This window comes from Planotetraspora phitsanulokensis, assembly GCF_016863295.1.
Taxonomy (GTDB): domain Bacteria; phylum Actinomycetota; class Actinomycetes; order Streptosporangiales; family Streptosporangiaceae; genus Planotetraspora; species Planotetraspora phitsanulokensis.
On record NZ_BOOP01000042.1, the window covers coordinates 18,294 to 42,866 of the forward strand.

Here is a 24,573-nt window from a genome sequence, read left to right on the forward strand (position 1 = left end):
CATGAGAAGACCGCGAAAAGCAGTCTTAGCCGCAACTCTCACCGCCGCCCTCACCACCTCGCTGCTGACCGCCGGACCGGCCAGGGCCGCGACCCCCACGCCCGACCAGCAGTGGGCCCAGATCCAGCAGATCGTCGGCGCGATCAAGGGACGCTGGACCGACCAGGCCTACACCGGCGCGGTCAGCCGTTCGATGCCCGACACCGCGCTGCTCGGCAACGGCGATGTCGGCGTCACCTCCGCGGGAGGCGACGGCTACAAGACCTTCTACATCTCCAAGGGCGACTTCTGGACCGGGAATCCCAACCCGTCCTTCGTCGCGCTCGGCTCGGTGACGATCACCCCGGCGTCCGGCACGGGCGGCTCCGGCAACCTCGCGCTCGGCGCCACGGCGACCGCGTCGAGCTCCCACCCGTCCTTCCCGCCGTCCAGGGCGGTCAACGGCGGATGGGCGTCCGGCTACGAGGGCTGGGTGTCCGACATCGGCAAGCCGCAGACGCTCACCCTCGACCTCGGTACGGCTAAGACCTTCAACCGGTACGTCCTGCGGCACGATGCCGCGGCACGCCCGGCGGAGACGGCCAACAACACCAAGAACTGGACCCTCCAGGTCAGCACCGACAACTCGACCTGGACCACCGTCGACACCGTCACCGGCAACACCGCGAACGTCACCGACCGGACCTTCGCCACGCGGACCGCGCGGTACCTGCGGCTGAACATCACCGAGCCGACCCAGGGCACCACGACCGACTCGATCAACAACCCCCGCGGCCGCATCGGCCAGTTCGAGCTGTACAACGGGAGCGGCTCCACCACCCCCTCGGGGCCGTTCACCGAGGAGCAGAACATCCTGAAGGGCGACGTCGAGACGTCGATGACGATCGGCGGCACCCCCGTCTCGATGACGACCTGGACCGGCGCGACCGACAACCTCGTCGTCACCCGCATCACGTCGCTCGGCTCGTCGGCCGTGCGGCTGAAGGTGCAGACCGCGACCGGCTCCCCCGACGCGCGCTCCGGGTTCACGAGCACCTCGGGCGTCTCGGGCAACACCGTCTGGGCCACCCGCCAGACAGCGGCCGGATCGAGGTGGGTCTCCCGGGCGTCCCTCGCCAGCCGTGTCGTCGGCGGCAGCCTCGTGGGCGCGCCCACGGCTAGCGGCGCGGCGGGCACGTTCACCTTCGACCTGCCGGCGGGCCAGACGGTGAACATCGTGACCGGCGTCGCCGGAGGCGGTCCCAACCCGGCCGACCCCGCTCCGGCCGCCCGCTCACTGGCCGACGCCCAGAGCGCGGGCTCGCTCGACGGCCTCTACAACGGGCACGTCGACTGGTGGAAGCAGTACTGGCTCAAGTCGTACGTCGACCTCGACGACGACACGCTGGAGCGGTTCTACTACGGCTCGCTCTACCTGCTCGGCTCGGCCAGCCGGGCCGGCAAGACCGCTCCCGGCCTGTACGGCATCTGGGCGACGAGCGACTTCCCGCAGTTCAACGGGGACATGCACCTCAACTACAACTGGATGGCCAATTTCTACGGCGCCTACTCGAGCAACCGGCCCGAGCTCGCCCTGCCGTACTTCGACCTGGTGACGGCTTATCTGCCGGAGGCCAGGCGCAGGGCCCAGCAGGACCTCACGCGCGTCAAGCCCGACTACATCAGCAGGCGCTTCCCGAGCGGGGGCATGCCGAACGGCGTGCTCTTCCCGGTCGGCATCGCCCCGTTCGGCGCCACCGCCGACGACAACTACCACCAGCAGGTGGTGAACTCGCTGTTCACCGCGACGCAGTACATCTCCTACTACGACTACACCCAGGACCGGGCGTTCCTGCAGAACACGGCCTACCCCTTCATGAAGGAGGTCGCCGCGTTCTTCCAGAACTACCTGGAGTTCGACTCGGCCGCCCAGCGGTACGTGTTGTGGTCGGGGCCGCACGAGGGCACCTGGGGGAAGAACTCCAGCCCTGACGTCGGCCTGCTCAAGCACCTGCTGACCTCGCTGATCAACGCCAGCGTCGACCTCAACGTCGACTCCGGGCCGCGCACGACCTGGCAGGGCATCCTGTCCAAGCTGCCGCCCACGCCGAAGACCACCTACAACGGCCAGACCGTCTACGCGCTGGCCGACCCGGGCACGATCACCGGCGGCGACACCCGCGACATCCACCCCGGCGACAACACCGTCAACCTCGAGTTCGTCCACCCGGGTGAAGTACTCGGAATCAACGGGCCCGCCGCCGACAGGCAGACCGCCGTCACCACGCTCGACGTCATGAACTCCTGGGGCCAGGACAACAGCTTCCCCAAGGTGTTCACCCAGGCCGCCCGTGTCGGCTACCCCGCCCAGAGTCTCATCGACAAGCTGAAGGCCCAGATCAACGGCAAGATGGCCGCCAACCTGCGGATCCGCGATCCCTTCCACGGCCTGGAGAAGACCGGGGCGATCGAGGCGATCGACGACATGCTCCTGCAGACCGACGGCGGCGTCATGCGGGTCTTCCCCGTCTGGCCGTCGTCGAAGAACGGCTCCTTCGTCAAGCTCCGGGACAAGGGCGGCATGCTCGTCTCGAGTGCACGCGCCGGAGGGCAGGTGAGCTACGTCGACATCACCAGCCTCGCCGGCAAGGCCGTACGTCTCCAGAACCCCTGGCCGGGACGCGCGGTCCGGGTCGCCAGGGCGGACGGTTCCACGGTCGCCTTCACCACGGCCAACGACCAGATCAACTTCCCCACCCAGCAGGGGACGACCTACACCGTCACGCCGGCCTGACCTTCCAGAGGAAAGGCCGCGGACGAGCCCCCGGCCGAGGAAGGTGATGCCTCCTCGGCCGGGCCCTCACCGGCGTCCCGCCTGTGCGCCGCCGAGTGACGCTCAGGCGAGACGATGCCGCCCGGACGTCCGCGCCGGGCGGACACCACCCTCGAACGGGATCGACTCGAGCTGCTCCATCCGGGCCCGCCGCGCCGAGACCACACGCGTGGCCAGCACCGCCGACAGGAGGAGCGCCGCCGTCAGGGCCGTTCCCGCCGCGTCGTACGGCTGGGACGGACGCACCGGATCGGACTTCAGCCCGCCCTTGAGCCCGGGGATCTCCTGGTTGCCTGGCCACAGGAGGGGGATGGCGCCGTCCTCGTCGAGGTTCACACGCGGGTCCGGCGCGACGTCCTTGCCGCCCGCCGGGGTGAATCGCGGCAACTCGATCGTCCGGGCCGGTTCGGATGGAAGCGTTCCCGCGGGCGTCCTGGCCGGGGGCCGGTCCGCGGGCCGAGGCTTCGCGGGCGGCTTCGCCGGCGGCGGCGCGGCCTGCTCCCCGTCGCAGTCGCCGCCGAGGACCGGCAACTCGATGCACGCCCCCGGGGTCGGCTCCGCCCCCTCGCCGGGCGTGCCGCCGCCGGATCCACCGGAGCCCGAGCCCCCCGACCCTCCGGAACCTCCGGACGTGCCGGTCAGCGGGTCCGTCACCTTCTTGACCGTTCCCCCCACCACATCGACGGTGGAGTCGACGGTGTCGTCGACCGCCTCTCCGACCCCGCTGACGGCGCCGCCCGTCCCTTCCGTCACCCCGCCGACCACGTCGTCGACGCCCTTCGTCACGGGTGCCGTCAGACCGCCCGTCGCACCGTCGACCACGTCCGTCACCCCGTCGACCGTGTCGCCCACGCCGCCGAGGATCGAGCACAGGCCGCCCGTCACCGAGGAGATCAGGCCGCTCCCCGTGCAGTCCATCGCCTGCGCCGGTTGTGCCGCCACCAAGGGAATCCCACCAGTGAGAGCGAACGCCAATGCCCCGGCGGATATCGCGGAGGCATTACGTGCGATCCCCATCTGTCCCCTTCCGTCCCACAAACTTCGTCTCGCGCTACTCTTGCCACTCTTCGCCGGAGCACCAAGTTATGCAGCACCAAGTTGCGATTCGGTATCGATGCGTGATACGTGAGGCCGTCTCTCGTTTTTGATTGCCGCGCCTCCGGCGCGGCGGGCTCGGGGCGCCCTTTAGGCCGGGACTTCCCTCGTCACGTCCTCGCTGCGGGCGTTCCTCAGTCCAGCTCCCGGCCGCGCCCCTCGCATGATCCTGGAGCTCGATCCCCCCGGAACCCATTGCAAACGGGTCACGAAGACCTGCCTGCGGTGCGCAACCGTCACGCGAGGGGCGCGGCGGTGTCTGGACTGAGGAGAGAGTGGGGAGCGAGGAACGAGCGACCCCGAACGACGAGGGAAGACGCCGCCAAAAAGGGCGCCCCGAGCACGCGCGAGCGGAGCGAGCGCCATCAAACACTGCGCCCCGAGCCCGCCGGACCGGAGGGCCGGCAATCAAACACGAGCGCAATTAGACACTCACGTCGTCGAGGGCGTCGCGGATCTCGCGGGGGAGGGTCAGGTGCTCGGCCTCGAGCACGCCGAGCAGTTGGGCGTGGGTGCGGGCGCCGACGATGGCCGACGACACGCCCGGGCGGTCGCGGACCCAGGCGAGGGCGACGGCGAGGGGAGACACGCCCAGGCCATCGGCGGCGGTGGAGACGGACTCGACGATGCTGCGGCCGCGTTCGTCGAGATAGGGCCGGACGAACTCGGCGAAGTGCGGGGTCGCGGCCCGGGAGTCGGCGGGGATCCCGGTGCGGTACTTCCCGGTCAGCACGCCACGCCCGAGCGGCGACCAGGCCAGTACGCCCGCCCCGACGTGGTCGGCCGCGGGGAACACCTCCACCTCCGCCTCGCGGGCCAGGAGCGAGTATTCGACCTGGGCTCCCACCAGGGGTGCGCGGGACTCGCCCGCCCGCTGCCAGACCGCCGCGGCCGCGAGCTGCCATCCGGCGTAGTTGCACACCCCGGCGTATGCCGTACGGCCCGTGGAGACGGCGTGGTCGACGGCGGCGAGCGTCTCCTCCAGGGGGATGCGCGGATCGAACGCGTGCATCTGCCACAGGTCGACCTCGTCGAGGCCCAGCCGGGCGAGCGAGGCGTCGAGCGCCCGGATGAGGTGGCGGCGGGAGCCGTCCGCGCCGCCCTCGGAGGTCAGGACCGCCTTGGTGGCGATCACCAGTTCGTCACGGGGGACCACGTCGCGGATCAGCCGGCCGATCAGCCGCTCGGCGTCGCCCCCGCCGTAGACGTCGGCGGTGTCGATCAGCGTGCCCCCGGCGTCGGCGAACGCGGTGATCTGAGCCGTGGCCTCCTCGGCGGACGTGTCGCGGGCCCAGGTCATCGTGCCGAGGCCGATGCGGGACACGGTCAGACCGCTGCGCCCGACAAATCGCTGATCCATTGCGGGGTAAGACTAGCCGATAGGCTGTCCGGACCATGGACGTACTTCAGGCCACCATTCTCGGCATCGTCCAGGGGCTCACCGAGTTCCTGCCGATCTCGAGCTCAGCGCACTTGCTCATCGTTCCCAAGCTCGCCGGCTGGGCCGACCCGGGAGCCGCGTTCACCGCGGTCATCCAACTCGGGACCATGGCGGCAGTGGTGATCTACTTCTGGCGCGACATCATCCGGATCTTCACGACCTGGTTGCGCAGCCTGTGGACGCCCGAGCTGCGTCAGGATCTCGACGCGAGGATGGGCTGGTACATCGGCCTGGGCACGGTCCCCATCGGAGTCGCGGGTCTGGTCTTCAAGGACGCGATCGAGGGCCCCGCGCGCAACCTGTGGCTGAACGCGGCCATGCTCATCGTCTTCGGCCTCCTTCTGCTGCTCGCCGACCAGTTCGGCCGCAAGAAGAAGGAGCTCGGCGACCTCACCATGCGCGACGGCCTCATCATCGGCGCCTGGCAGATGCTCCCGCTGATCCCCGGCGCCTCGCGCTCCGGCTCGACGATGACCGGCGCCATGTTCCTCGGCTACACGCGTGAGGCGGCGGCGCGGTACTCCTTCCTCCTGTCGATCCCCGCGGTGGTCCTCTCCGGGCTCTTCGAGTTCCGCCACTTCGGCGACGGCGGTGGGGTGCCCGTGACCCCCACGGTGATCGCCACCGTCGTCTCGTTCATCGTGGGGTACGCCTCGATCGCCTGGCTCCTGAAGTACGTCGCCAAGCACTCCACCAACATCTTCGTCATCTACCGGGTCTTCGCCGGGACCTTCCTGCTCACTCTGCTGAGCCTGGGCGTGATCTCCTCGTGACGACCGTCCTGCTCGTACGGCACGGCCTCACGGCCATGACGGGGCCCGTGCTGGCCGGGTGGACCCCCGGCGTCCATCTGAACGAGCGCGGGCGCGAGCAGGCCGAGGCGCTCGGCCGGCGCCTGGCGTCCCTGGAACTCGACGCCATCGTCTCCAGCCCGCTGGAGCGCTGCCAGGAGACGGCCGCCGCGGTCGCCCGGAACAGGGCCGTGCCGGTGCAGACCGACGACAGGTTCGGCGAGTGCGGCTACGGCGACTGGACGGGCAGGCCGCTGAAGGAACTGGCCGAGGAGCCGCTGTGGCGGGTCGTGCAGGCCCATCCCAGCGCGGCAGTCTTCCCGGGCGGCGAGGCGCTCGCCGACGTCCAGAGCCGGGCGGTGCGGGCCGTACGGGACTGGAACGAGCGGCTGGGCGAGAAGGCGACCTATGTCGTCTGCAGCCACGGTGATGTGATCAAGGCGATCGTGGCGGACGCCCTCGGGTTGCACCTCGACCAGTTCCAGCGGATAACCGCGGACCCGGCGTCGCTCACCGCGATCCGCTACACCCCCTTGCGTCCCTTCCTGCTCAGATCCAACGACATCGGGGGAGATGTCGCCGATCTGATGCCTCGCGAGGAGGTTGCGGGAGAGTCAGACGGGGGAGAAAACCCCACCGGGAGCGACGCCGCTGTCGGCGGTGGACCAGGGACGACATAGGGTCGGGCTATGCCGGTCTTCGACTATGATCCGCCTGACAGGTTCGTGGCCGGTGCCGTCGGGCAACCGGGTGCACGGGCCTTCTTCCTGCAAGCCCGAGGTCAGGGCAGGGTCACGACCGTGGCGCTCGAGAAATTCCAGGTGGCCGTGCTCGCCGATCGGCTGGACGAGCTGCTGGACGAGGTGCTGCGCCGCAGCGGCGGCCGTGCGCCCGTGCCCGCCATGGCCCCGGCCGACCTGACCGACGAGGGCCCCCTCGACCTGCCCATCGACGAGGACTTCCGGGTGGGGACCATGGCGCTCGCCTGGGACCCCGAGACCTCGCAGGTCGTGATCGAGGCCCAGGAGGCCACCGAGGGCGACGAGGACGACGAGCCGTTCGTCATGGAGGTCGACGACGACCGCCTCGAGCCCGCCATTCTCCGGGTCCGGATCAGCCCCGCCGCCGCGCGCGCGTTCAGCCGCCGGGCCCTCGACGTGGTGGCGGCCGGGCGGCCTCCGTGCCCGTTGTGCGGCCAGCCTCTTGACCCCGACGGCCACATCTGCGTGCGCCTCAACGGCCACCACCCCGGGGGGCTGTCGGTGTGAGCGAGACCACGAGGATGGCCGCCCGCGGGGCGGCCGGGCAGGGAGCCGGATGACGGCTGAGGGCGAGCCGACCCCCGGCGACCTCGACGGGTCAGGGCTGGACGACGAGACCGCCATGCGGCTGCTGCGCGACGGCACGCTGGACGTGGCCGGCCGGCTCGTCGAGGCGACGAACATGACGTTGTACTGCTCCATACGCCTCGGCCGGCAGGTGGCCGCGTGCGTCTACAAGCCGGTGCGCGGTGAGCGCCCGCTGTGGGACTTCCCCGACGGCACCCTTGCGGCGCGCGAGGTGGCGGCCTACGAGGTGGCGGCGGCCACCGGCTGGCGGATCGTCCCGCCCACGGTCTACCGCGACGGCCCGTTCGGCCCGGGCATGGTCCAGTTGTGGATCGACACCGATCCCGAGGCCGACCTGCTGGCCCTGGTCCGCAGCCGGCACCCGGGGCTGCGGCGGATGGCGGTCTTCGACGCGGTGGTCAACAACGCCGACCGCAAGGGCGGCCACCTGCTGCCGCTGGGGGACGGGCATGTCTACGGGGTCGACCACGGTGTGTGCTTCTCGGCCGACGACAAGCTGCGCACGGTGTTATGGCAGTGGCGGGGCAAGCAGTTGTCCCGCGACGCGGTGACCATGCTGACGGGCCTGGAGCGCGACCTCGAGCGCGGACGGCTGGGCAGGCGGCTGCGTGAACTGCTGACGCCCGCCGAGGTGGAGGCCACGTGGTTGCGGGTCAAGCGGCTGCTCCAGACCGGCATCCATCCGTATCCGTCAGAGGACTGGCCGGCGATTCCATGGCCGCCGATCTAGTACTTGCGATAAATGCTCTGATTGTGCACTCTGCAGGAGTCTCTACCGATTCTGGAGGGAACGCACGTTGTGTACGGTCATCGTGAGTGTGGAGCCGGAAGCCGAGGTTCCGGTGCTCCTGGTCGGGGTGCGTGACGAGTTCGTCACGCGGCCGTGGCTGTCTCCCGACCGGCACTGGCCGGATCGGCCGGGGCTGATCGGCGGCCGGGACCTTCAGGCCGGCGGCACCTGGCTCGCGGTCGCCCCCGCCGCCCGGCGGGTGGGCGTGCTCCTCAACGGCCACGGGGTCCCCGCGCCCGAGGAGCTCCGCCGCACGCGCGGCGACCTGCCCCTCGAGGCGGCCGAGGCGGGAGAGCTCCCGCGCATCGACCTGTTCCGGTACGACCCCTTCCATCTCGTCGTCGCCGGTCTGGACGGCGTACGGCTGTGGAGCTGGGACGGTGAGCGGCTCGCCGAGGACAAGCTGCCGCAGGGTGTCCACATGCTGGTCAACAGCGGCTGGGAACGGGGCGACGATCATCCCCGGGTCGCGGCCTTCCGCCCCGCCTTCGCGTACGCGCAGCGCCCGCGATGGCTGAACGGCGGCTCCCCTGATCGATTCTGGGGAGAGTGGCTGGAGTTGGCGTCGGGCGCCGGGCTGGCCGTCGACGACCCCAGGGCGCTGATCTTCCGGCAGCGGCTGGAGGACGGCCGGGTCTTCGCGAGCCTGTCCGTCAGCCTCGTCGCGGTCGCCGAGGAGGGCGTGCGCTTCGACTTCTGGCCCACGCCGGGGGACCCCTCGTCCTGGTATCGGGTGGATACGGGTGATCCCGCCTGAGCCCAGCCCGCGGTCACGCGGATAGGCTGCACAACATGCGATCGTGGTCTGCGCCGAACATCCCCAAATTGCCCGGTTCGGGCGTTCCGCTCCGTCTGTACGACACCGCCGCCCGCGACGTTCGCGAGACCAGGCCGTCGGGACAGGCTCGGATGTACGTCTGCGGCATCACGCCGTACGACGCCACCCATCTGGGGCACGCCAACACCTATCTGGCCTTCGACCTGGTCAACCGGGCATGGCGGGACGCCGGCCACGAGGTCCACTACACCCAGAACGCCACAGACGTGGACGACCCCCTGCTCGAGCGCGCCCAGGCGACCGGCGTGGACTGGCAGGACCTGGCCGACCGTGAGATCGACCTGTTCCGTTCCGACATGGAGGCCCTGCGCATCCTGCCGCCCCGTGAGTACGTCGGGGTGACCGAGGTCGTCGACGAGATCGCCGCCCTCGTGGGCAGGCTCACCGAGCGGGGCGCGACCTACCGGCTCGACGGCGACGTCTACTTCTCGGTGGCCGCCGCGCCCAAGTTCGGCGCGGTGTCGGGCTACTCGGAGGAGCTGATGCTGGAGCTGTTCCGCGAGCGCGGCGGCGACCCCGACCGGCCGGGCAAGCGCCATCCGCTCGACTGGCTGCTCTGGAGGGCCCAGCGGCCCGGCGAGCCGTCCTGGGCGTCGCCTTTCGGCCCCGGCCGTCCCGGCTGGCACGTGGAGTGCACGGCCATCGCCCTGCGGAACCTCGGCAGTGGGTTCGACGTGGCGGGCGGCGGCTCCGACCTGATCTTCCCGCACCACGAGATGGGCGCGTGCGAGGGCCACGTGGCCACCGGAGAGTGGCCGTACGCCCGGGCCTACGTGCACGCGGGCATGGTCGCGCTCGACGGCGAGAAGATGTCGAAGTCCAAGGGCAACCTCGTCTTCGTCTCCAAGCTCCGCCCCGCGGCCGATCCCATGGCCGTACGGCTGGCGCTGCTGGCCCACCACTACCGGTCCGACTGGGAGTGGACGCAGGAGCAGCTCGAGCAGGCCGAGGAGCGCCTCGCCCGGTGGAGGGCGGCCGTGGGCCGCGCGTCCGGCCCGGACGGCCTGGCGGTGCTGGCCGCGGTCAGGGAGCGGATCGCCGACGACCTCGACGCCCCGGGGGCCCTCGCGGTCATCGACGAGTGGGCCGAGGGGGAGGGCGCCGACACGACGGCCCCCGCCCTGGTGCGGGACGTCGCGGACGCCCTGCTCGGCGTCGAGCTCTGAGCGGGTTCAGGAAGGCCGGGGGCCCGTCCACGGATGATCGTGCGGGCCCAGCCCCGGGCCGTGGTCGTAGGCCCTGAGCGGCCTCTGTAGATGCGCCTGTCCTTCGATGATGAGGCCGGGCGCGGCGAGCAGGGCGGGGTCCGGCACGGCGGGGTCCGGCAGGGCGAGGCGTGCGTCGTCCGACCGGGCCCGCCCGCCGAGCCTGCGGGCCACGTCCTCGCGGAGCTGGGGGAGGTGGGCGTAGAGGCGGTCACCGGGACACGAGGTGGCGTTGAGGTCCCGGTGCCCGATGATCGCCTTGGCGGGGTCGAGCTCGTAGACCCCGCACAACCAGGCCAGCAGGCTGGTCAGGGAGGCGAGCTGGGCCTCGGTGGGCAGGTCGTCCGTGTACGTGCCCTCGGTCTCGATGCCGAGGGTGTGCCGATTGTGGTCGGCGACCTGAGCGCCCATGACGTGCTTGCGCTCCTCGATGGCGGGCAGCGTCCTGTTGCGGCCCTCCATGATCTGGCCGCCCCGGCCGACGGTGAACTGCTCGCCGATGTCCGCCCAGTCGTTGTGGTGCATGTGGTAACGCTGGATCGCGCGTGACAGCCGGAACGCGGCGTCCAGGCTCTGGTCGCTCGTGTTGGGTGTGGCCGTGTGATGGATGACGAGCCGGTCGGGAGTCCGGTTGAGGATCACCGCCTTGGTCTTGGGCGGCGCCGCGTGCCACTCGCTGCGCGTGTAGATGCGCGGGCGGGCCGGCCCTCCGGAGAACGCCTGAGCCGACGCTCCGAGCAGGAGGCCGCCGGCCAGCCCGGTTCCCGCGAGCAGAAACGCCCGGCGGGTGACGGGCGTTTCGCGCAGCCTCGGGCCGGACTGTGAGAACGCGGGCATGACCCTCCCATGTGAGCGGTGGACTTCGGGGGTCCACATCCGGCGGGAGGTTGCGTCGATATCCCCGGCCTCTGCGCTCGCTATTCCTCTCCGCAGAAAACCGGTCCTTTGTCAGCCGATATGTCCTGGAAATATTACCGACGCCGAATATCCTGTCGTCCTGATCGCACGCTGAATACCCGGAATGGTCTCTCGTGCACATTTCACGCAGCCATTGTCCGGTAATGGGGCCCTGCGGCCGGATCGGCTCAGGGGATGGCGGCCAGGAAACGCCGCTGGTCCTCGTCGGGCAGGGCGTCGATGAACAGCACGCCGTCCAGGTGGTCCGCCTCGTGCTGCAGGACCCTGGCCAGGAGTCCGATCGCCCTCACCGTGATCGGCTTGCCGTACATGTCCCTGCCGCGGACGACCACAGAGAACGACCTGGCCCGCGGCCACCACATGCCCGGCGCGGACAGGCAGGCCTCGTCCGCGACGATCATGCGATCCGACGGTTCGAGACGCGGATTGACGATGTGCCCGGACTTGCCGTCCAGATCGAACGCGAGCACCCGGAGCGGGACTCCGATCTGGGGAGCGGCGAGCCCGGCGCGTCCCGGGCCGGCTCGCATGGTGGCGGTGAGTGACCGGACGAGGTCCCTGAGGGACCGGTCGAAGACGGTGACGGGTTCGGCTACGCTCCGTAGCACTGGATCTGCGAACATCCGGATCTGACGGACAGTCATGCACGCTCCCCGCGGCGAAGACGACACCACAACGAAAGTCCCCAGTTTGGCGTTGTACCAACCTTTGTTAAATCCGTATTGCATGGGTGATAGGTATATTTCGTACGTTACGCAGGTGCGCCACATGTAACGCCCGCACGGTCACAGAGAGTCAATGTGCGTAACGCGCCCCTCCTAGCTTCGTGATCCTCCCGATCCGACGCAGGAGGAACGATGACCGTGACCGAGGCAGCGGGGACCGCCCCGGCGAAGGGGCGCTGGATCAGCGACTGGCGTCCAGATGATCCCGGTTTCTGGGAGGGCACGGGCGCACGGGTCGCCCGGCGCAACCTCGTCCTGTCGATCCTGGCGGAGCACCTCGGCTTCACCCTCTGGACCGTGTGGAGCATCGTCGCAGTCAAACTCGGGGCGTACCGGTTCTCCACCGACCAGCTGTTCTGGATCGTCGCGCTGCCCAATCTGGTGGGGTCGGCCCTGCGCGTGCCCTACACCTTCGCGCCGGCCGTGTTCGGCGGCAGGAACTGGACGGTCGTCAGCGCGCTGCTGCTCCTGGTCCCCGCCGTCCTCCTGGCGGTGGCGGTGGGCGACTCGGGCACGCCGTACTGGGCGTTCCTCGCGATCGCGGCCACCGCGGGCCTCGGCGGGGGGAACTTCGCCTCCAGCATGGCGAACATCAGCTACTTCTACCCCCAGTCGAGACAGGGGTGGGCGCTCGGCCTCAATGCCGCGGGCGGCAACATCGGGGTCAGTTCGGTGCAGCTGCTCATGCCGATCGTGATCGGCGCCTTCGGGCTCGCCGCCGCAGGCCTGTTCTGGGTGCCGTTCATCCTCGCGGCGGCGGTCGGGGCCTTCGCGTTCATGGACAACCTGACCGTCGCGAAGAACGCCCCGAGGGAACAGCTCAAGATCATCGGCAGAGGGCAGACCTGGATCATGTCGATCCTCTACATCGGCACCTTCGGCTCGTTCATCGGCTACTCGACGGCCTTCCCGCTGCTGATCAAGTCGCAGTTCCCCGGCGAGACGTCGCTCGTGACGTACGCGTTCGCGGGCTCGCTCCTCGGCTCGCTCGTGCGCCCCCTCGGCGGCAGGCTGTCCGACCGGCTCGGGGGCGCGCGGGTGACGTTCGTGAACTTCGCCGCGATGGCCGGCGCGCTGTTCCTGGTCTGGAGCGGGCTCGAGGCGCACAGCCCCGGCCTGTTCTTCGGCGCCTACCTGCTGCTGATCGCCACGTCCGGCGTCGGCAACGGCGCGACCTACCGCATGATTCCGGCGATCTTCCGGGCGAAGGCCCTGGCGGAGGTCGCGCCGGGCGACGAAGACGCGCGCCGGGAGGCGCTGGCGACCGGGCGCAGGGACGCGTCGGCCGCCATCGGGATCATCTCGGCGGTGGGGGCGTTCGGCGGGTTCTTCATCAACCGGGGATTCGGCGCGTCGATCGCGTCCACGGGCGGCGCCGGCGCCGCGCTCATGGCCTTCGCCGCCTTCTACGCGGGATGTCTCGCGCTGACGTGGTTCTGCTACCTGCGGACCGTGGGGCTGCGGCTCGCCCCCAGCCTCGCCGCCGCGCGCCCGTGACCCCAGGCCCAGGCCTGGCCGCGGCGCGCCCGTGATCCCACGGCTTCCCGACGTCGCCGCGGCGCGCCTCGAAGGGCTCACAACCGGCCGGCCGCACGGTGAGCGCGGTTAGCGGCTTGTAGCACAGCAGTAACAGAAGGGACCCCGCTGTGAAACCGCCTGAAAGCACCATCGGACCCATGCCGATCTCACTGTCGCCTCCGGGGCCTGTGATGCCCCAGGACCAGATGAGGACGGCCACGCACTGCCCGTACTGCGCGCTGCAGTGCGGCATGCACGTCGTGGACGGACGCGCAGGAGGCGGGGGGATCGGCGTCGAGCCCCGTGAGGACATCCCCGCCAACGCGGGGAGCCTCTGCCAGAAGGGCTGGACCGCCGCGGGGCTGCTGGATTCGCCCGAGCGCCTGACCTCGCCGCGCCTCCACGGGAGACCGGTCGGCTGGGACGAGGCGCTGGACTTCGTGGCCGGGCGTATCCGCGCCGTCCAGGAGCGGTACGGGCCCGACGCGGTCGCCGTGTTCGGAGGCGGCGGGCTGACGAACGAGAAGGCCTATCTGCTCGGCAAGTTCGCCCGCGTGGTCCTGCGGACGAGCCAGATCGACTACAACGGCAGGTTCTGCATGTCGGCGGCGGCCGCCGCCGCGAACCGGGCGTTCGGCATGGACCGGGGACTGCCGTTCCCGATCACCGACATCGGCCGGGCCGGCGCGGTCCTGCTCGCCGGGGTCAACGTCGCCGAGACCATGCCGCCGTTCGTCAGGCACCTGACGAGGATGCGGGAGGGCGGCGGCCGGCTGGTGGTCATCGACCCGCGGGCTACGCGGACAGCCAAGCTCGCCGATCTCCACCTGAGGCCCGCGCCGGGGACGGACCTCGCGCTGGCCCTTGGCCTGCTCCACGTCGCGATCGCCGACGGCCACGCCGACCTGGACTATCTGGCGGGGCGCACGACCGGGTTCGAGCCGGTCCGCACCTCGGTCGCGGGCTGGTGGCCCGAGCGCGCCGAGCGCGTGACCGGCGTGCCGGTGGCCGCCATGCGCGAGGCCGTGCGGATCCTCGGTGAGGCGGAGCGCGCGATGATCCTCACCGGACGCGGCGCCGAGCAGCACGCCAAGGGCACCGACACCGTCACGTCCTTCGTCAACCTCGCGCTCGTCCTCGGCCTGCCGGGCAGGGAGGGCTCCGGGTACGGGTGCGTCACGGGCCAGGGCAACGGCCAGGGCGGCCGCGAACACGGGCAGAAGGCCGACCAGCTTCCCGGCTACCGCAAGATCGACGATCCGGCCGCGCGGGCCCACGTCGCGTCCGTCTGGGGGATCGATCCCGGCGACCTGCCGGGACCGGGCAGGTCCGCGTTCGAGATGCTCGACGCGCTCGGCACCCCCGGCGGCCCGCGGGCGCTGCTCGTGTTCGGCTCCAATCCCGCCGTCTCCGCTCCGGACGCCGCGCGGGTGGCCCGCGGGCTCGGCGCGCTCGACCTGCTCGTGGTCTCCGACATCGTGACGTCCGAGACCGCGGCGATGGCCGACGTGATCCTGCCGACCACGCAATGGGCGGAGGAGTCCGGCACGGTCACGAACCTGGAGGGGCGGGTGCTGCTGCGCCGGAGGGCGGCCGATCCGCCGCACGGCGTGCGCAGCGACCTGTCCATCCTGTCCGGCCTCGCCGAACGGCTGGCGCACCGGGAGGGCTTCCCCGCGGACCCCGGGACGGTCTTCGGCGAGCTCCGCCGGGCCTCGCAGGGAGGGATCGCCGACTACTCGGGCGTCACCTACGAGCGGATAGCAGCGGAGACGGGCGTGTTCTGGCCGTGCCCGGCGGAGGGGCCGGGCGAGGCGGCCCATCCGGGAACCCCGCGTCCCTTCCTTGAGCGCTTCGCCACCCCGGACGGCCTGGCCCGCCTCGTGCCCGTGGACCACCGGCCGCCCGCCGAGGACGTCGACGCCGACTTCCCGATCTACCTGACGACCGGCCGGGTCCTGGCGCACTACCAGTCCGGAGCTCAGACGCGCCGCATCCCCGAGCTCAACCAGGCGTCCCCGGAGGTGTTCGTCGAGCTGCACCCCGACCTGGCCGAACGGCTCGGCGTCGAGCCCGGCGGCAGGGTCCGCGTGCGGAGCCGGCGCGGTGCCGTCGAGGCCGTGGCCAAGGTAAGTCCGGTGGTCCTGCCGGACACCGTGTTCATGCCCTTCCACTGGGAGGGCGTCAACAGGCTGACCAACGCCGCCCTCGATCCGGTGTCCAGGATGCCGGAGTTCAAGGTCTGCGCGGTCGCGGTGGAGCGTGTCGCGTGAGGCTCGTGGTGGTGGGCAACGGGATGGCCGGGTCACGCCTCGTCAGCGAGGTGCGCTCGCGGAGCCGGGACGTCCGGATAGCGGTCTTCGGGGCGGAGGCGCGGCAGCCGTACAACCGGGTGCTGCTGTCCAACGTGCTGGCGGGCACCTCCACCCCCGACCAGGCCCGCCTGGTGGACCCCGCCTGGTACGGCGAGCACGACGTGACCGCGCGCCTGGGGGTCCGGGTGACCGCGATCGACCGGGATCGCAAGGCGGTCCTCGCGTCCGACGGGACGCGTGAGCCGTACGACGTGCTGGTGCTGGCCACCGGCAGCGAGCCGGTGGTGCCGCCGATCCCCGGAGCGGAGCGCGCGATGCCGTTCCGGACCCTGGACGACTGCGATCGGATCAGGAACGCGGCGACGTCGGCGCGTGGCGTGGTGGTCGTCGGAGGCGGCCTGCTGGGCATCGAGGCGGCACGCGGACTCGCCGGGCGGGGCGTTGCGGTGACGCTGCTGCACCTGGGCGATCACCTGATGGAGCGGCAACTCGACGCGGAGGCGGGCCTGGTCCTGCGGCAGACCCTCGGGGCGCTCGGCGTCCGGGTGCGCACCGGAGTGACGGTGAGCGCCGTACACGAGCACCGGGTGGACCTGTCCACGGGCGAGTCGATGGACGCCGACCTGGTCGTCCTCGCGTGCGGCGTCCGGCCGGTGGTCGGCCTCGCCCGCGACGCCGGGCTGGAGGTGGACCGCGGCGTCGTCGTCGACGACGAACTGCGCACGGACGATCCCGCGATCTTCGCGATCGGGGAGTGCGCCCAGCACGCCGGCATGGTCTACGGGCTCGTCTCGCCCGCCTGGGAGCAGGCGGCCGTCGCCGCCGACGTCATCACGGGGGCCGACCGGACCGCGCGCTACCGCGGATCTCGCATGGTGACGCGGCTCAAGGCCAGGAGCGTCGAACTGGCGGCGATGGGGGAGACCCACCTGACCGACGAGCAGGCGGAGATCGTCAGCTTCAGCCACCACAGAAACGGCACCTACCGCAAGCTCGTCATCCGGGACGGCCGGCTGGTCGGGGCGATCCTGCTGGGCGAGACGCCGGCCGTCGGCACGCTGACCCGGCTGTTCGACCGGGGAGGACCACTCCCCGCGGATCGGGCCGGGCTGTTGTTCCCCGGCGTCACAGCCGATGTCGCGGTGGCGCAGAGCCCGGTCAGGATGCCCGACTCGGCGCAGGTCTGCCACTGCAACAACGTGACGAAGGGCCAGATCAGGGCTTGCTGGGAGGCCGGCGCACGGGATCTGCCGGCCGTGACGGCCGCGACGGCGGCCACCACCGGATGCGGCGGCTGCCGTGACGCGGTGGAAGGAATCGTCGGGTGGTTGTCGGAGCAGGAAGGGGTAAGCGCATGACCTCCGCACCCGGGACCCGGGTCGTCGTCGTGGGATGCGGGCCCACCGCGCACCGGCTGGTCGAAACCCTCGTCGCCCGCGGATTCCCCGGGCCGATCACCGTCTTCGGGGAGGAGCCGCGGCCGGCGTACGACCGGGTCGCGCTCACCTCGTACCTCCAGGGCAGGAGCGCCGAGGACCTCACCTATCCCGTCCCCGACGGCGTCACGCTCCAGCTGGGCAGCAGGGTGACCGGCATCGACCGGGACGGCCTCACCGTCGTCACGGACACGGGACAGGCCGAGCCGTACGACGTCCTGGTGCTCGCCACCGGATCGGCGCCGTTCGTGCCGCCCGTGCCGGGGCGCGACCTGCCGGGTTGCTTCGTGTACCGGACGCTCGACGACCTGGACGCGATCAGGGATGCGGCGCGGGAGGCCACCTCCGGGGTGGTCGTCGGGGGAGGGCTGCTCGGCCTGGAGGCCGCGGACGCCCTGCGCGGGCTCGGGCTGCGCACCCACATCGTCGAGATGAGCGACCGGCTGATGCCCCGGCAGGTCGACGCGGGCGGCGGCGCCGTGCTCCGCGGCCACGTCGAGGCGCTGGGCCTGGCCGTCCACGCGGGCAGCGGGGTGCGGGCGATCGAGCCGGGCCCGGACGGCAGGGCCGCGCGGCTGGTGCCGCCGCAGGGCGACGCGATCGAGGCCGAGGTCGTGGTGTTCTCCGCGGGAATCCGGCCTCGCGACGAGCTGGCCCGCTCGTGCCGGCTGGACGTCGGCGAGCGCGGCGGCATCGTCGTCGACGCGGGGATGCGGACCTCCGACGAGCACATCTACGCGATCGGCGAGTGCGCGCTCGCGGGCGGGGCCGTGTACGGCCTGGCCGGGCCGTGCTTCACCCAGGCCGAGGTCGCCGCCGACCGGATCATGGGCGGGACGGCGTCGTTCGAGGGCGCGGACATGTCCACGAAGCTCAAGCTGCTCGGCGTCGAGGTGGCCCAGTTCGGGGAGATGTCCGGGGCGCTCGACGTGACCTACCTCGACCCCGTCGCGGGCGTCTACAAGAAGCTGTTCGTCAGCGACGACGCCAAGACGCTGCTCGGCGGCATCTGCGTGGGCGACGCGGCGCCGTACGACACGTTGCGGCCGTTCGTCGGCAGGGCGCTGCCCGGGTCCCCGAGCGACCTGCTCTTCGCTGGCGCCGGCGCGTCCGTCGAGCTGCCGGACGACGCGCAGGTCTGCTCCTGCAACAACGTCAGCAAGGGCAAGGTCCGCACCGCCATCGCGGAGGCCGGGCTGACCGACGTTCAGGGCGTCAAGGACTGCACGCGCGCCGGGACCACCTGCGGCAGCTGCGTGCCGATGCTCAGGCGCATCCTCGCCGAGTCCGGAGTCGACGTCGGGAAGGGACTGTGCGAGCACTTCGCCCTCAGCCGGGCGGAGCTGTTCGACATCGTCCTCGTCCGCGGGATCACCACGTTCTCCCAGCTCGTCGCCGAACACGGCACGGGACGCGGCTGCGACGTCTGCAAACCCGTCGTCGCCTCGATCCTGGCGTCGCTCGGCAACGGCCACATCCTCGACGGCGAGCAGGCGGCGCTGCAGGACACCAACGACCACTTCCTGGCCAACATCCAGAAGAACGGCACCTACTCGGTCGTCCCGCGCGTCCCCGGCGGGGAGATCACGCCGGACAAGCTCATCGTCATCGGCGAGGTGGCCCGCGACTTCGGGCTCTACACGAAGATCACCGGGGGCCAGCGCATCGATCTGCTGGGCGCCCGCGTCGAGCAGCTGCCGGGCATCTGGGCGCGGCTCGTGGCGGCCGGGTTCGAGTCCGGCCACGCGTACGGCAAGGCGCTGCGCACCGTGAAGTCCTGCGTCGGCTCCACCTGGTGCAGGTACGGCGTGCAGGACTCGGCGGGCCTGGCGGTGGCCCTGGAACTGCGCTACCGCGGCCTGCGCTCCCCGCACAAGCTCAAGGCCGCCGTCTCCGGCTGCGCCCGCGAGTGCGCGGAGGCGCGGTCGAAGGACTTCGGGATCATCGCGACGGAGCGGGGCTGGAACCTCTACGTGGGCGGCAACGGCGGGTTCACGCCCCGGCACGCCGACCTGCTCGTCGCGGACCTGCCCGCCGACGACCTGGTCCGGGTCATCGACAGGTTCCTGATGTTCTACATCCGCACGGCCGACCGGCTCCAGCGGACGTCGGCGTGGATCGAGGGGCTCGAAGGCGGCCTCGACTACCTCAGGGCGGTCGTCCTGGACGACTCCCTCGGCATCTGCGCGGACCTCGAGGCCCAGATGGAGCGGCACGTCGAGTCCTACGTCGACGAGTGGCGCGCCGCCATCGAGGACCCCGACAAGCTCCGCCGTTTCGTCAGCTTCGTGAACGCCCCCGGCATCCCCGACCCCACGATCGTGTTCGAGACCGAGCGTGACCAGATCCGGCCGGTGCCGGTCGTCCTGGAGGGAGTACGCGCATGACCTCGCTCGCCGTGACGCACGCGCCGGCCGAGGCCGGCACGTGGACGCGGGTCTGCCGCCACGCCGACCTCATCGCCGAACGCGGTGTGGCGGCCCTGATCGGCCCGCACCAGGTGGCGGTCTTCCTGACGTTCGACGGAGGGCTGTACGCGCTCGGGAACCGGGACCCCTACAGCGGGACCCACGTGATGTCCCGGGGGATCGTCGGCACCAGGAACGGCGAGCCCTGCGTGGCGTCGCCCATGCACAAGCAGGTCTTCTCCCTCGTCACGGGTGCCTGCGTGGACGACCCCTCCGTCGTCGTCCCGACCTATCCGATTCGCGTCAACGACGAAACCGTGGAGGTGAGCGTGGCATGACCGCGCTTTTGGACGATCCCCTGGTCGCACCGGAGACGGCGCCCGACGCGCTGGCCGGGTTCACCATCGGGGTGACCGCGACGCGGCGTCGCGAGGAGTTCTCCGCGCTGCTGGAGCGCCGCGGCGCCCGAGTGGTCCAGGCCCCCGCCATCCGCCTGGTGCCCCTGGCCGAGGACACCGGCCTGCTCGCCGCCACCCGGGCCTGCCTGGAGGCTCCGATCGACTACGTGGTGATCACCACGGGTGTGGGCTTCCGCGGGTGGATGGCCGCGACCGAAGGGTGGGGGCTGTCCGCCGACATCGCCCTTCACTTCGAGGCCGCCCGGCTGCTTCCCCGGGGGCCCAAGGCGCTCGGGGCGGTCCGCGCGGCCGGGCTGACCGACTTCTGGACGCCCGCCACGGAGTCGTGTGAGGAGGTGAAGGACTACCTCCTGGCCCAGGACCTCCGCGGCCGCCGCATCGCCGTGCAGCTGCACGGCGAGCCGCTGACCGGGTTCGTCGCCGCGCTGCGCGAGGCCGGCGCCGAGGTCATCGAGGTGCCCGTCTACCGATGGCTGCCCTACCGCGACACCTCGCCTCTGCGCCGCCTGGTGAGCCAGACGGTGACGGGCTCGGTGGACGCAGTGGCGTTCACCAGTGCCCCCGCGGTGATCGCGATGCTGAACGCCGCCCGTGCCGAGGGCCTGGAGGATGCGCTGATCGCGGCCTTCAACACGCACGTGGTCGCCGCCTGCGTGGGCTCGGTCACCTCCGCCCCACTGGAGGCCCGCGGCGTCCGGGTCGTCCAGCCGGAACGGCCCAGGCTCGGCGCGCTCGCGCGCACCCTCGCCCGTCACCTGCCCGTGAGCGGCGTCACGCGGATCGTCGCGGGCGGCCACGATCTGGAGATCCGCGGGCACGCGGTGGTCGTCGACGGCGAGCTCAAGCCGCTGCCTCCAGCGCCGATGTCGGTGCTCAAGCGGCTCGCCGAACGACCGGGCCACGTGGTCGCACGCGCGGAACTGCGCGTGGTCCTGCCCGGTGGCCCGTCGAGAGACTCGGCCGAGCACGCGGTCGAGATGGCGATCACCCGCCTGCGCCGGGCGCTCGGCCCCTCCGGCATCGTGGAGACGGTGGTCAAGCGGGGCTACCGCCTGGCCGTCGCGCGGGACGAACGATGACGACCACCCTCGTCCTCGCTGCGCACGGGGCCCGCGGCGAGGAGTGGGGGGCCGTCATGCGCGACCTCGCGGAGCTGGTGCGGCGCGCCCGCCCCGGGCGGCCGGTGGAGCTCGGCTTCCTGGAGCTCAGCTCGCCCGCCCTCACCGACGTGCTGGCCGCAGTCCCCGGGCCCGTGGTGGTCGTCCCGCTGCTGCTCGCCGGGGGCTACCACGTGCACATCGACCTGCCGTCCGTGATCGCGCGGACCCGCCCGGACGCGCGGGTCACCGGGCAGCTCGGGCCGCACCCGCTGCTGACCGCGGTGCTCGCCCGGCGGCTTGTGGCCGCGGGTCTCCGGTCGTGCGACGCCGTAGTCCTCGGGGCGGCAGGCTCGTCGGACCCCGCCGCCCTCGAGGACGTCCGGGCCGCCGCGCGGCTGCTGTCCGTACGGCTCTCGCGCCCGGTGACGGCCGCCTTCGCCTCGGCGGGGAGCCCCACGGTGTCCCAGGCGCTGGACCGGATCAGGTCCGGGCCCGCCCCCCGTGCCGTGATCGCGTCCTACCTGCTCGCCCCGGGGCTCTTCCACGAGCGCCTGATCGCTTCGGGGGCCGACGCGGTCAGCGCCCCCATCGGCGCCGACGAGGACGTGGCCGCGCTGGTGTGGCGGAGGTTCGACGAGGCCGTCGCCGCCGGGCGCTCCACGTCGCCGCGCCGGACGGTCCAGGCCCCATCCGTGCCGAGCCTGTCCCTGATCGCGGATTCCCCGTCGCCGGGCGGATCACGCGTCACGGGCGCATCTGACGCGTGACGGCCGGGTCGTCAGGGACCTGAACCGCACCCGATCGGTCGTGATCCGCAGGGAGTTGCCTCTTCCTGTGGCGTCGCGCTCGAGGTCGTCACGGCAGAGCAGGCCGGCCGACGTGGTGACTGGCTCCCCTTGGCAAGCAGGAAGTCAGGGGTTCGAATCCCCTGGGCTCCACCCGGAAGGCGTACCCGAACGCGGTCCGAGACGCAGGGGCAGGCGCACGTCAGACGTCGCCAATCCGCGCATGTTCGGCGGATGCATCGCCGCCTGCTGCGGACGGGCTTGCCAGGTCGCTTGGTGTGCTGTGGGCGCCGAGTTGGGCTTCGAGGCCGTCGAGGATGGCTTGGAGGCCGAACTGGAAGGTGTTGTCGGGGGTCGCGGCGTAGTCGGTGGCGGCTGTGTCGAGGCGGGCGCGCAGCCGTGGGAACTGCGCCGCGATCTCGTGAGCCTTTGCCATGCTTTCGTGCATCAGCGCCTCGGCGTTGCCGCCGTCGCGGCCGAGCTTCTTGGTGAACGAGGCGGCTGCGGCCGGGACGAGGGCGTTGCCGAGTACAAAGGTGAAGACGGTGGCTGCCGCCTGATCGGCCTGCGCACCGGTGAATCCGGCCGCCTCGTAGACGGCGTAGCCGTGGTCGTCGTGGCGGGCCTTGCCGGGGCCGAAGATCATGTACGAGCCGAAGGCCTGCACCAGCCAGGAGTGGCGGGTGAGCATCGCGTGCAGGTCGGTGGCCATCTGCGTGGCGGCTGTCCGCCAGTCCATCGTGGCCAGGTCGGGTAGCGCGATCTGGTGCCATACCTCGTCGCCGGCGAGGGTGATGAGGTTGTCCTTGCTGCCCACGTGCCAATAGACGGCGGTGGCCGCAGAGCCCAGCCGCTTGCCCAGCGCGCGCATGTTCAGGCCTTCCAGGCCTTCGTCGTCCAGCAGGTCGATGGCTGCCTTGACGATCTGTTCGCGGGTCAGCGTGTCACGCGGCATCCGCCCACCATATGCCACCCGACTCGTTTTTGCACAATGTTCAAGAAGCCACTTGCACAGCGTTCAAGTATGAACTAGCGTCCTACTTGAACGCAGTGCAAGTCGCTGAACGGAGATGAGATGTCACAGAACACGCTGGCGCAGTTCGTCGACACGACGGCCACCAAGTTCGGTGTTCCCGGCGTCGCCGTCGGGGTGTGGGTGGGCGGGCGGGAGTTGTACGCATGTCACGGCGTGACGAGCGTCGAGAACCCGCTGCCCGTCGACGCCGACACAATGTTCGTGCTGGGCTCGGTCACGAAGTCCTTCACCGCGACCGCGCTGATGCGCCTGGTCGCCGAGGGGCGGGTCGAACTGGACGCGCCGGTCAGCCGGTATGTCCCGGAGCTCGTGCTGCCGGACGAGCGGGCCGCGGCGGAGATCACCGTGTTGCAACTGCTCAACCACACCGCGGGGCTGGACTGGAGGATGAGCGCCGAGACCGGCGAGGGGGACGACGCCCTGGCCGCGTATGTGGCGCAGATGGCTGAGTCGGAGCTCATCGCGCCGCCCGGTGCCCGGGCCTCCTACAGCCAGGTGGGGTACAACCTCGCCGGGAGGATCATCGAAAAGGTCACGGGTCTGACCTATGAGCAGGCCGTCGCCTCGCTCCTGTTTGAGCCGCTGGGGCTGTCGCACAGTTCCTTCGCAACCAACGACGTCATGACCCGGCGGTTCGCGGTGGGGCACAACCTCGGCGAGGACGGAACGCCGGCCGTCGCCCGGCAATGGAAGGACACCCGCGCCAACAACCCCGGCGGTGGCGGCGCGTCCTCGGTGGTGGACCAGCTTCGATGGGCCCGGTTCCATCTCGGTGACGGTCGCGCGGAGGACGGTGCCCAGGTGCTGCCCGCCGAGGTGCTGCAGCAGATGAAGGAGCAGACGGTCGAACTGCGGGGCAGCACGCTCGGCGACGCCTTCGGCATCTGCTGGTTCCTGCGCGACGTGGACGGCGTTCGCACCGTCGGGCACGGCGGATCGGCCAACGGCCAGTTCGCCGAGCTTCTCATCGTGCCCGAACGGGACTTCGCCGTCGTCGCGCTGTCCAACGCGGGCCCAGACGGAGGCCTCGCCTTCAACCAGGCCGTCGTCCGCTGGGCGCTCGAGCACTACCTGGGGGTGGTCGAGCGGGACCCGGAGCCGCTTCCCTTTGACGAGGCCCGGGCCCGGGAGGTTGTCGGAAGCTACGACAACGACTTGATGACGCTCATCATCGCCACGAATGGGACCGGATTGACGATCGAATGCAGGATCAAACCGGAAATCCGCGCGGCCACGGACACCGAACTTCCCCCGGATCTCCCGCCGGCCGATCTCGGCCTGCTGGCCGGCGACGAATACATCGTCACCGAGGGCGGTCTGAAAGGTCAGCGCGGCTTCTTCACCCGCGACGACGGCACGGTCGTCGGAGGAGGACTCGCCGGCCGGTTGTTCAAGCGCGCCCCGGCGGCCTCCGAATAGCAGCGGTCGCGGTCGGTGCCGGGCCGTACCCGCCTGGCACTGTCCGGCGGGTGCGACCCGGCGACCAGCCACTCACACCCGACTGACGTGCCGTTCGCGCGCGCGAGCCGCAGGTCGAGGCCGGTTCCGATCATCGGAACCGGCCTCTGTAGTTCTCTGAGCCTGGATCCACC

Annotated in this window: 20 protein-coding genes; 15 read left to right on the forward strand and 5 right to left on the reverse strand. The window is 71.2% G+C overall.

Going from position 1 to position 24,573, the window contains the following annotated elements:
- Nucleotide 1 precedes the first annotated feature (1 nt).
- Complete coding sequence (locus Pph01_RS36285; protein WP_204077758.1) at nt 2-2,773, forward strand: discoidin domain-containing protein; 2,772 nt, start codon at nt 2-4, stop codon at nt 2,771-2,773.
- 102 nt (nt 2,774-2,875) lie between these two features.
- Here the strand turns inward: Pph01_RS36285 and Pph01_RS36290 are convergent, their stop codons facing one another.
- Nucleotides 2,876-3,754, reverse strand: coding sequence for a hypothetical protein (locus Pph01_RS36290; protein WP_204077759.1), 879 nt, complete (start codon nt 3,752-3,754; stop codon nt 2,876-2,878).
- 577 nt (nt 3,755-4,331) lie between these two features.
- On the reverse strand, nt 4,332-5,267 hold the full coding sequence (locus Pph01_RS36295; protein WP_204077760.1) for an aldo/keto reductase: 936 nt from the start codon (nt 5,265-5,267) through the stop codon (nt 4,332-4,334).
- A 35-nt stretch (nt 5,268-5,302) separates the two neighbouring features.
- On the opposite strand from Pph01_RS36295, the gene Pph01_RS36300 reads away from it, so the two are divergent.
- From Pph01_RS36300 to mshC, 6 genes are all read left to right on the forward strand, one after another.
- Nucleotides 5,303-6,121, forward strand: coding sequence for an undecaprenyl-diphosphate phosphatase (locus tag Pph01_RS36300; protein ID WP_204077761.1), 819 nt, complete (start codon nt 5,303-5,305; stop codon nt 6,119-6,121).
- A complete protein-coding gene (locus Pph01_RS36305; protein ID WP_204077762.1) occupies nt 6,118-6,819 on the forward strand; it encodes a histidine phosphatase family protein in 702 nt (233 codons plus the stop codon). Before Pph01_RS36300 ends, Pph01_RS36305 begins: the two co-directional genes overlap by 4 nt.
- 9 nt (nt 6,820-6,828) lie before the next feature.
- A complete protein-coding gene (locus Pph01_RS36310) occupies nt 6,829-7,407 on the forward strand; it encodes a DUF3090 domain-containing protein (RefSeq protein WP_204077763.1) in 579 nt (192 codons plus the stop codon).
- Between the two features lie 49 nt (nt 7,408-7,456).
- Nucleotides 7,457-8,218, forward strand: a complete 762-nt coding sequence (locus tag Pph01_RS36315; protein WP_204077764.1) for an SCO1664 family protein — start codon at nt 7,457-7,459, stop codon at nt 8,216-8,218.
- A gap of 82 nt (nt 8,219-8,300) precedes the next feature.
- Complete coding sequence (locus Pph01_RS36320) at nt 8,301-9,035, forward strand: NRDE family protein (protein WP_275412917.1); 735 nt, start codon at nt 8,301-8,303, stop codon at nt 9,033-9,035.
- A gap of 35 nt (nt 9,036-9,070) precedes the next feature.
- Entirely contained in the window at nt 9,071-10,282 is a 1,212-nt protein-coding gene (gene mshC, locus Pph01_RS36325) for a cysteine--1-D-myo-inosityl 2-amino-2-deoxy-alpha-D-glucopyranoside ligase (RefSeq protein ID WP_204077766.1), read from the forward strand.
- 6 nt (nt 10,283-10,288) lie between these two features.
- On the opposite strand, the gene Pph01_RS36330 is transcribed toward mshC, so the two are convergent.
- Nucleotides 10,289-11,158, reverse strand: coding sequence for a peptidoglycan recognition protein family protein (locus Pph01_RS36330; protein ID WP_204077767.1), 870 nt, complete (start codon nt 11,156-11,158; stop codon nt 10,289-10,291).
- Between the two features lie 248 nt (nt 11,159-11,406).
- Nucleotides 11,407-11,883 carry a peptide deformylase gene (gene def / locus Pph01_RS36335; RefSeq protein WP_204077768.1) on the reverse strand — a complete coding sequence of 159 codons (477 nt, stop codon included), beginning with the start codon at nt 11,881-11,883 and terminating at the stop codon, nt 11,407-11,409.
- Between the two features lie 213 nt (nt 11,884-12,096).
- On the opposite strand from def, the gene Pph01_RS36340 reads away from it, so the two are divergent.
- The 7 genes from Pph01_RS36340 (at nt 12,097) to Pph01_RS36370 (ending at nt 21,927) form a co-directional block, all read left to right on the forward strand.
- Nucleotides 12,097-13,461: an MFS transporter gene (locus Pph01_RS36340; protein WP_204077769.1), complete on the forward strand. Its 1,365-nt coding sequence runs from the start codon at nt 12,097-12,099 to the stop codon at nt 13,459-13,461.
- A 179-nt stretch (nt 13,462-13,640) separates the two neighbouring features.
- Nucleotides 13,641-15,755 (forward strand): molybdopterin oxidoreductase family protein, encoded by a 2,115-nt coding sequence (locus tag Pph01_RS36345; RefSeq protein WP_204077770.1) that lies wholly within the window; start codon nt 13,641-13,643, stop codon nt 15,753-15,755.
- On the forward strand, nt 15,752-17,155 hold the full coding sequence (locus tag Pph01_RS36350; RefSeq protein ID WP_204077771.1) for an FAD-dependent oxidoreductase: 1,404 nt from the start codon (nt 15,752-15,754) through the stop codon (nt 17,153-17,155). Before Pph01_RS36345 ends, Pph01_RS36350 begins: the two co-directional genes overlap by 4 nt.
- Nucleotides 17,152-19,620 (forward strand): nitrite reductase large subunit NirB, encoded by a 2,469-nt coding sequence (nirB, locus tag Pph01_RS36355; RefSeq protein ID WP_204077772.1) that lies wholly within the window; start codon nt 17,152-17,154, stop codon nt 19,618-19,620. Before Pph01_RS36350 ends, nirB begins: the two co-directional genes overlap by 4 nt.
- Nucleotides 19,617-19,979 (forward strand): nitrite reductase small subunit NirD, encoded by a 363-nt coding sequence (gene nirD / locus Pph01_RS36360; protein ID WP_204077773.1) that lies wholly within the window; start codon nt 19,617-19,619, stop codon nt 19,977-19,979. The genes nirB and nirD overlap by 4 nt, the downstream gene beginning before the upstream one ends.
- A complete protein-coding gene (locus Pph01_RS36365; protein WP_204077774.1) occupies nt 19,976-21,139 on the forward strand; it encodes a uroporphyrinogen-III synthase in 1,164 nt (387 codons plus the stop codon). The genes nirD and Pph01_RS36365 overlap by 4 nt, the downstream gene beginning before the upstream one ends.
- Nucleotides 21,136-21,927 (forward strand): sirohydrochlorin chelatase, encoded by a 792-nt coding sequence (locus Pph01_RS36370; protein WP_204077775.1) that lies wholly within the window; start codon nt 21,136-21,138, stop codon nt 21,925-21,927. The genes Pph01_RS36365 and Pph01_RS36370 overlap by 4 nt, the downstream gene beginning before the upstream one ends.
- Nucleotides 21,928-22,147: 220 nt before the next feature.
- On the opposite strand, the gene Pph01_RS36375 is transcribed toward Pph01_RS36370, so the two are convergent.
- Entirely contained in the window at nt 22,148-22,900 is a 753-nt protein-coding gene (locus tag Pph01_RS36375; RefSeq protein ID WP_204077776.1) for a TetR/AcrR family transcriptional regulator, read from the reverse strand.
- Nucleotides 22,901-23,020: 120 nt separating this feature from the next.
- Here Pph01_RS36375 and Pph01_RS36380 point away from each other — a divergent pair, with 120 nt between their 5' ends.
- The gene (locus tag Pph01_RS36380) at nt 23,021-24,400 is read left to right on the forward strand and encodes a serine hydrolase domain-containing protein (protein ID WP_204077777.1); all 1,380 of its coding nucleotides are present in this window, start codon (nt 23,021-23,023) and stop codon (nt 24,398-24,400) included.
- The last annotated feature ends 173 nt before the right edge of the window (nt 24,401-24,573 follow it).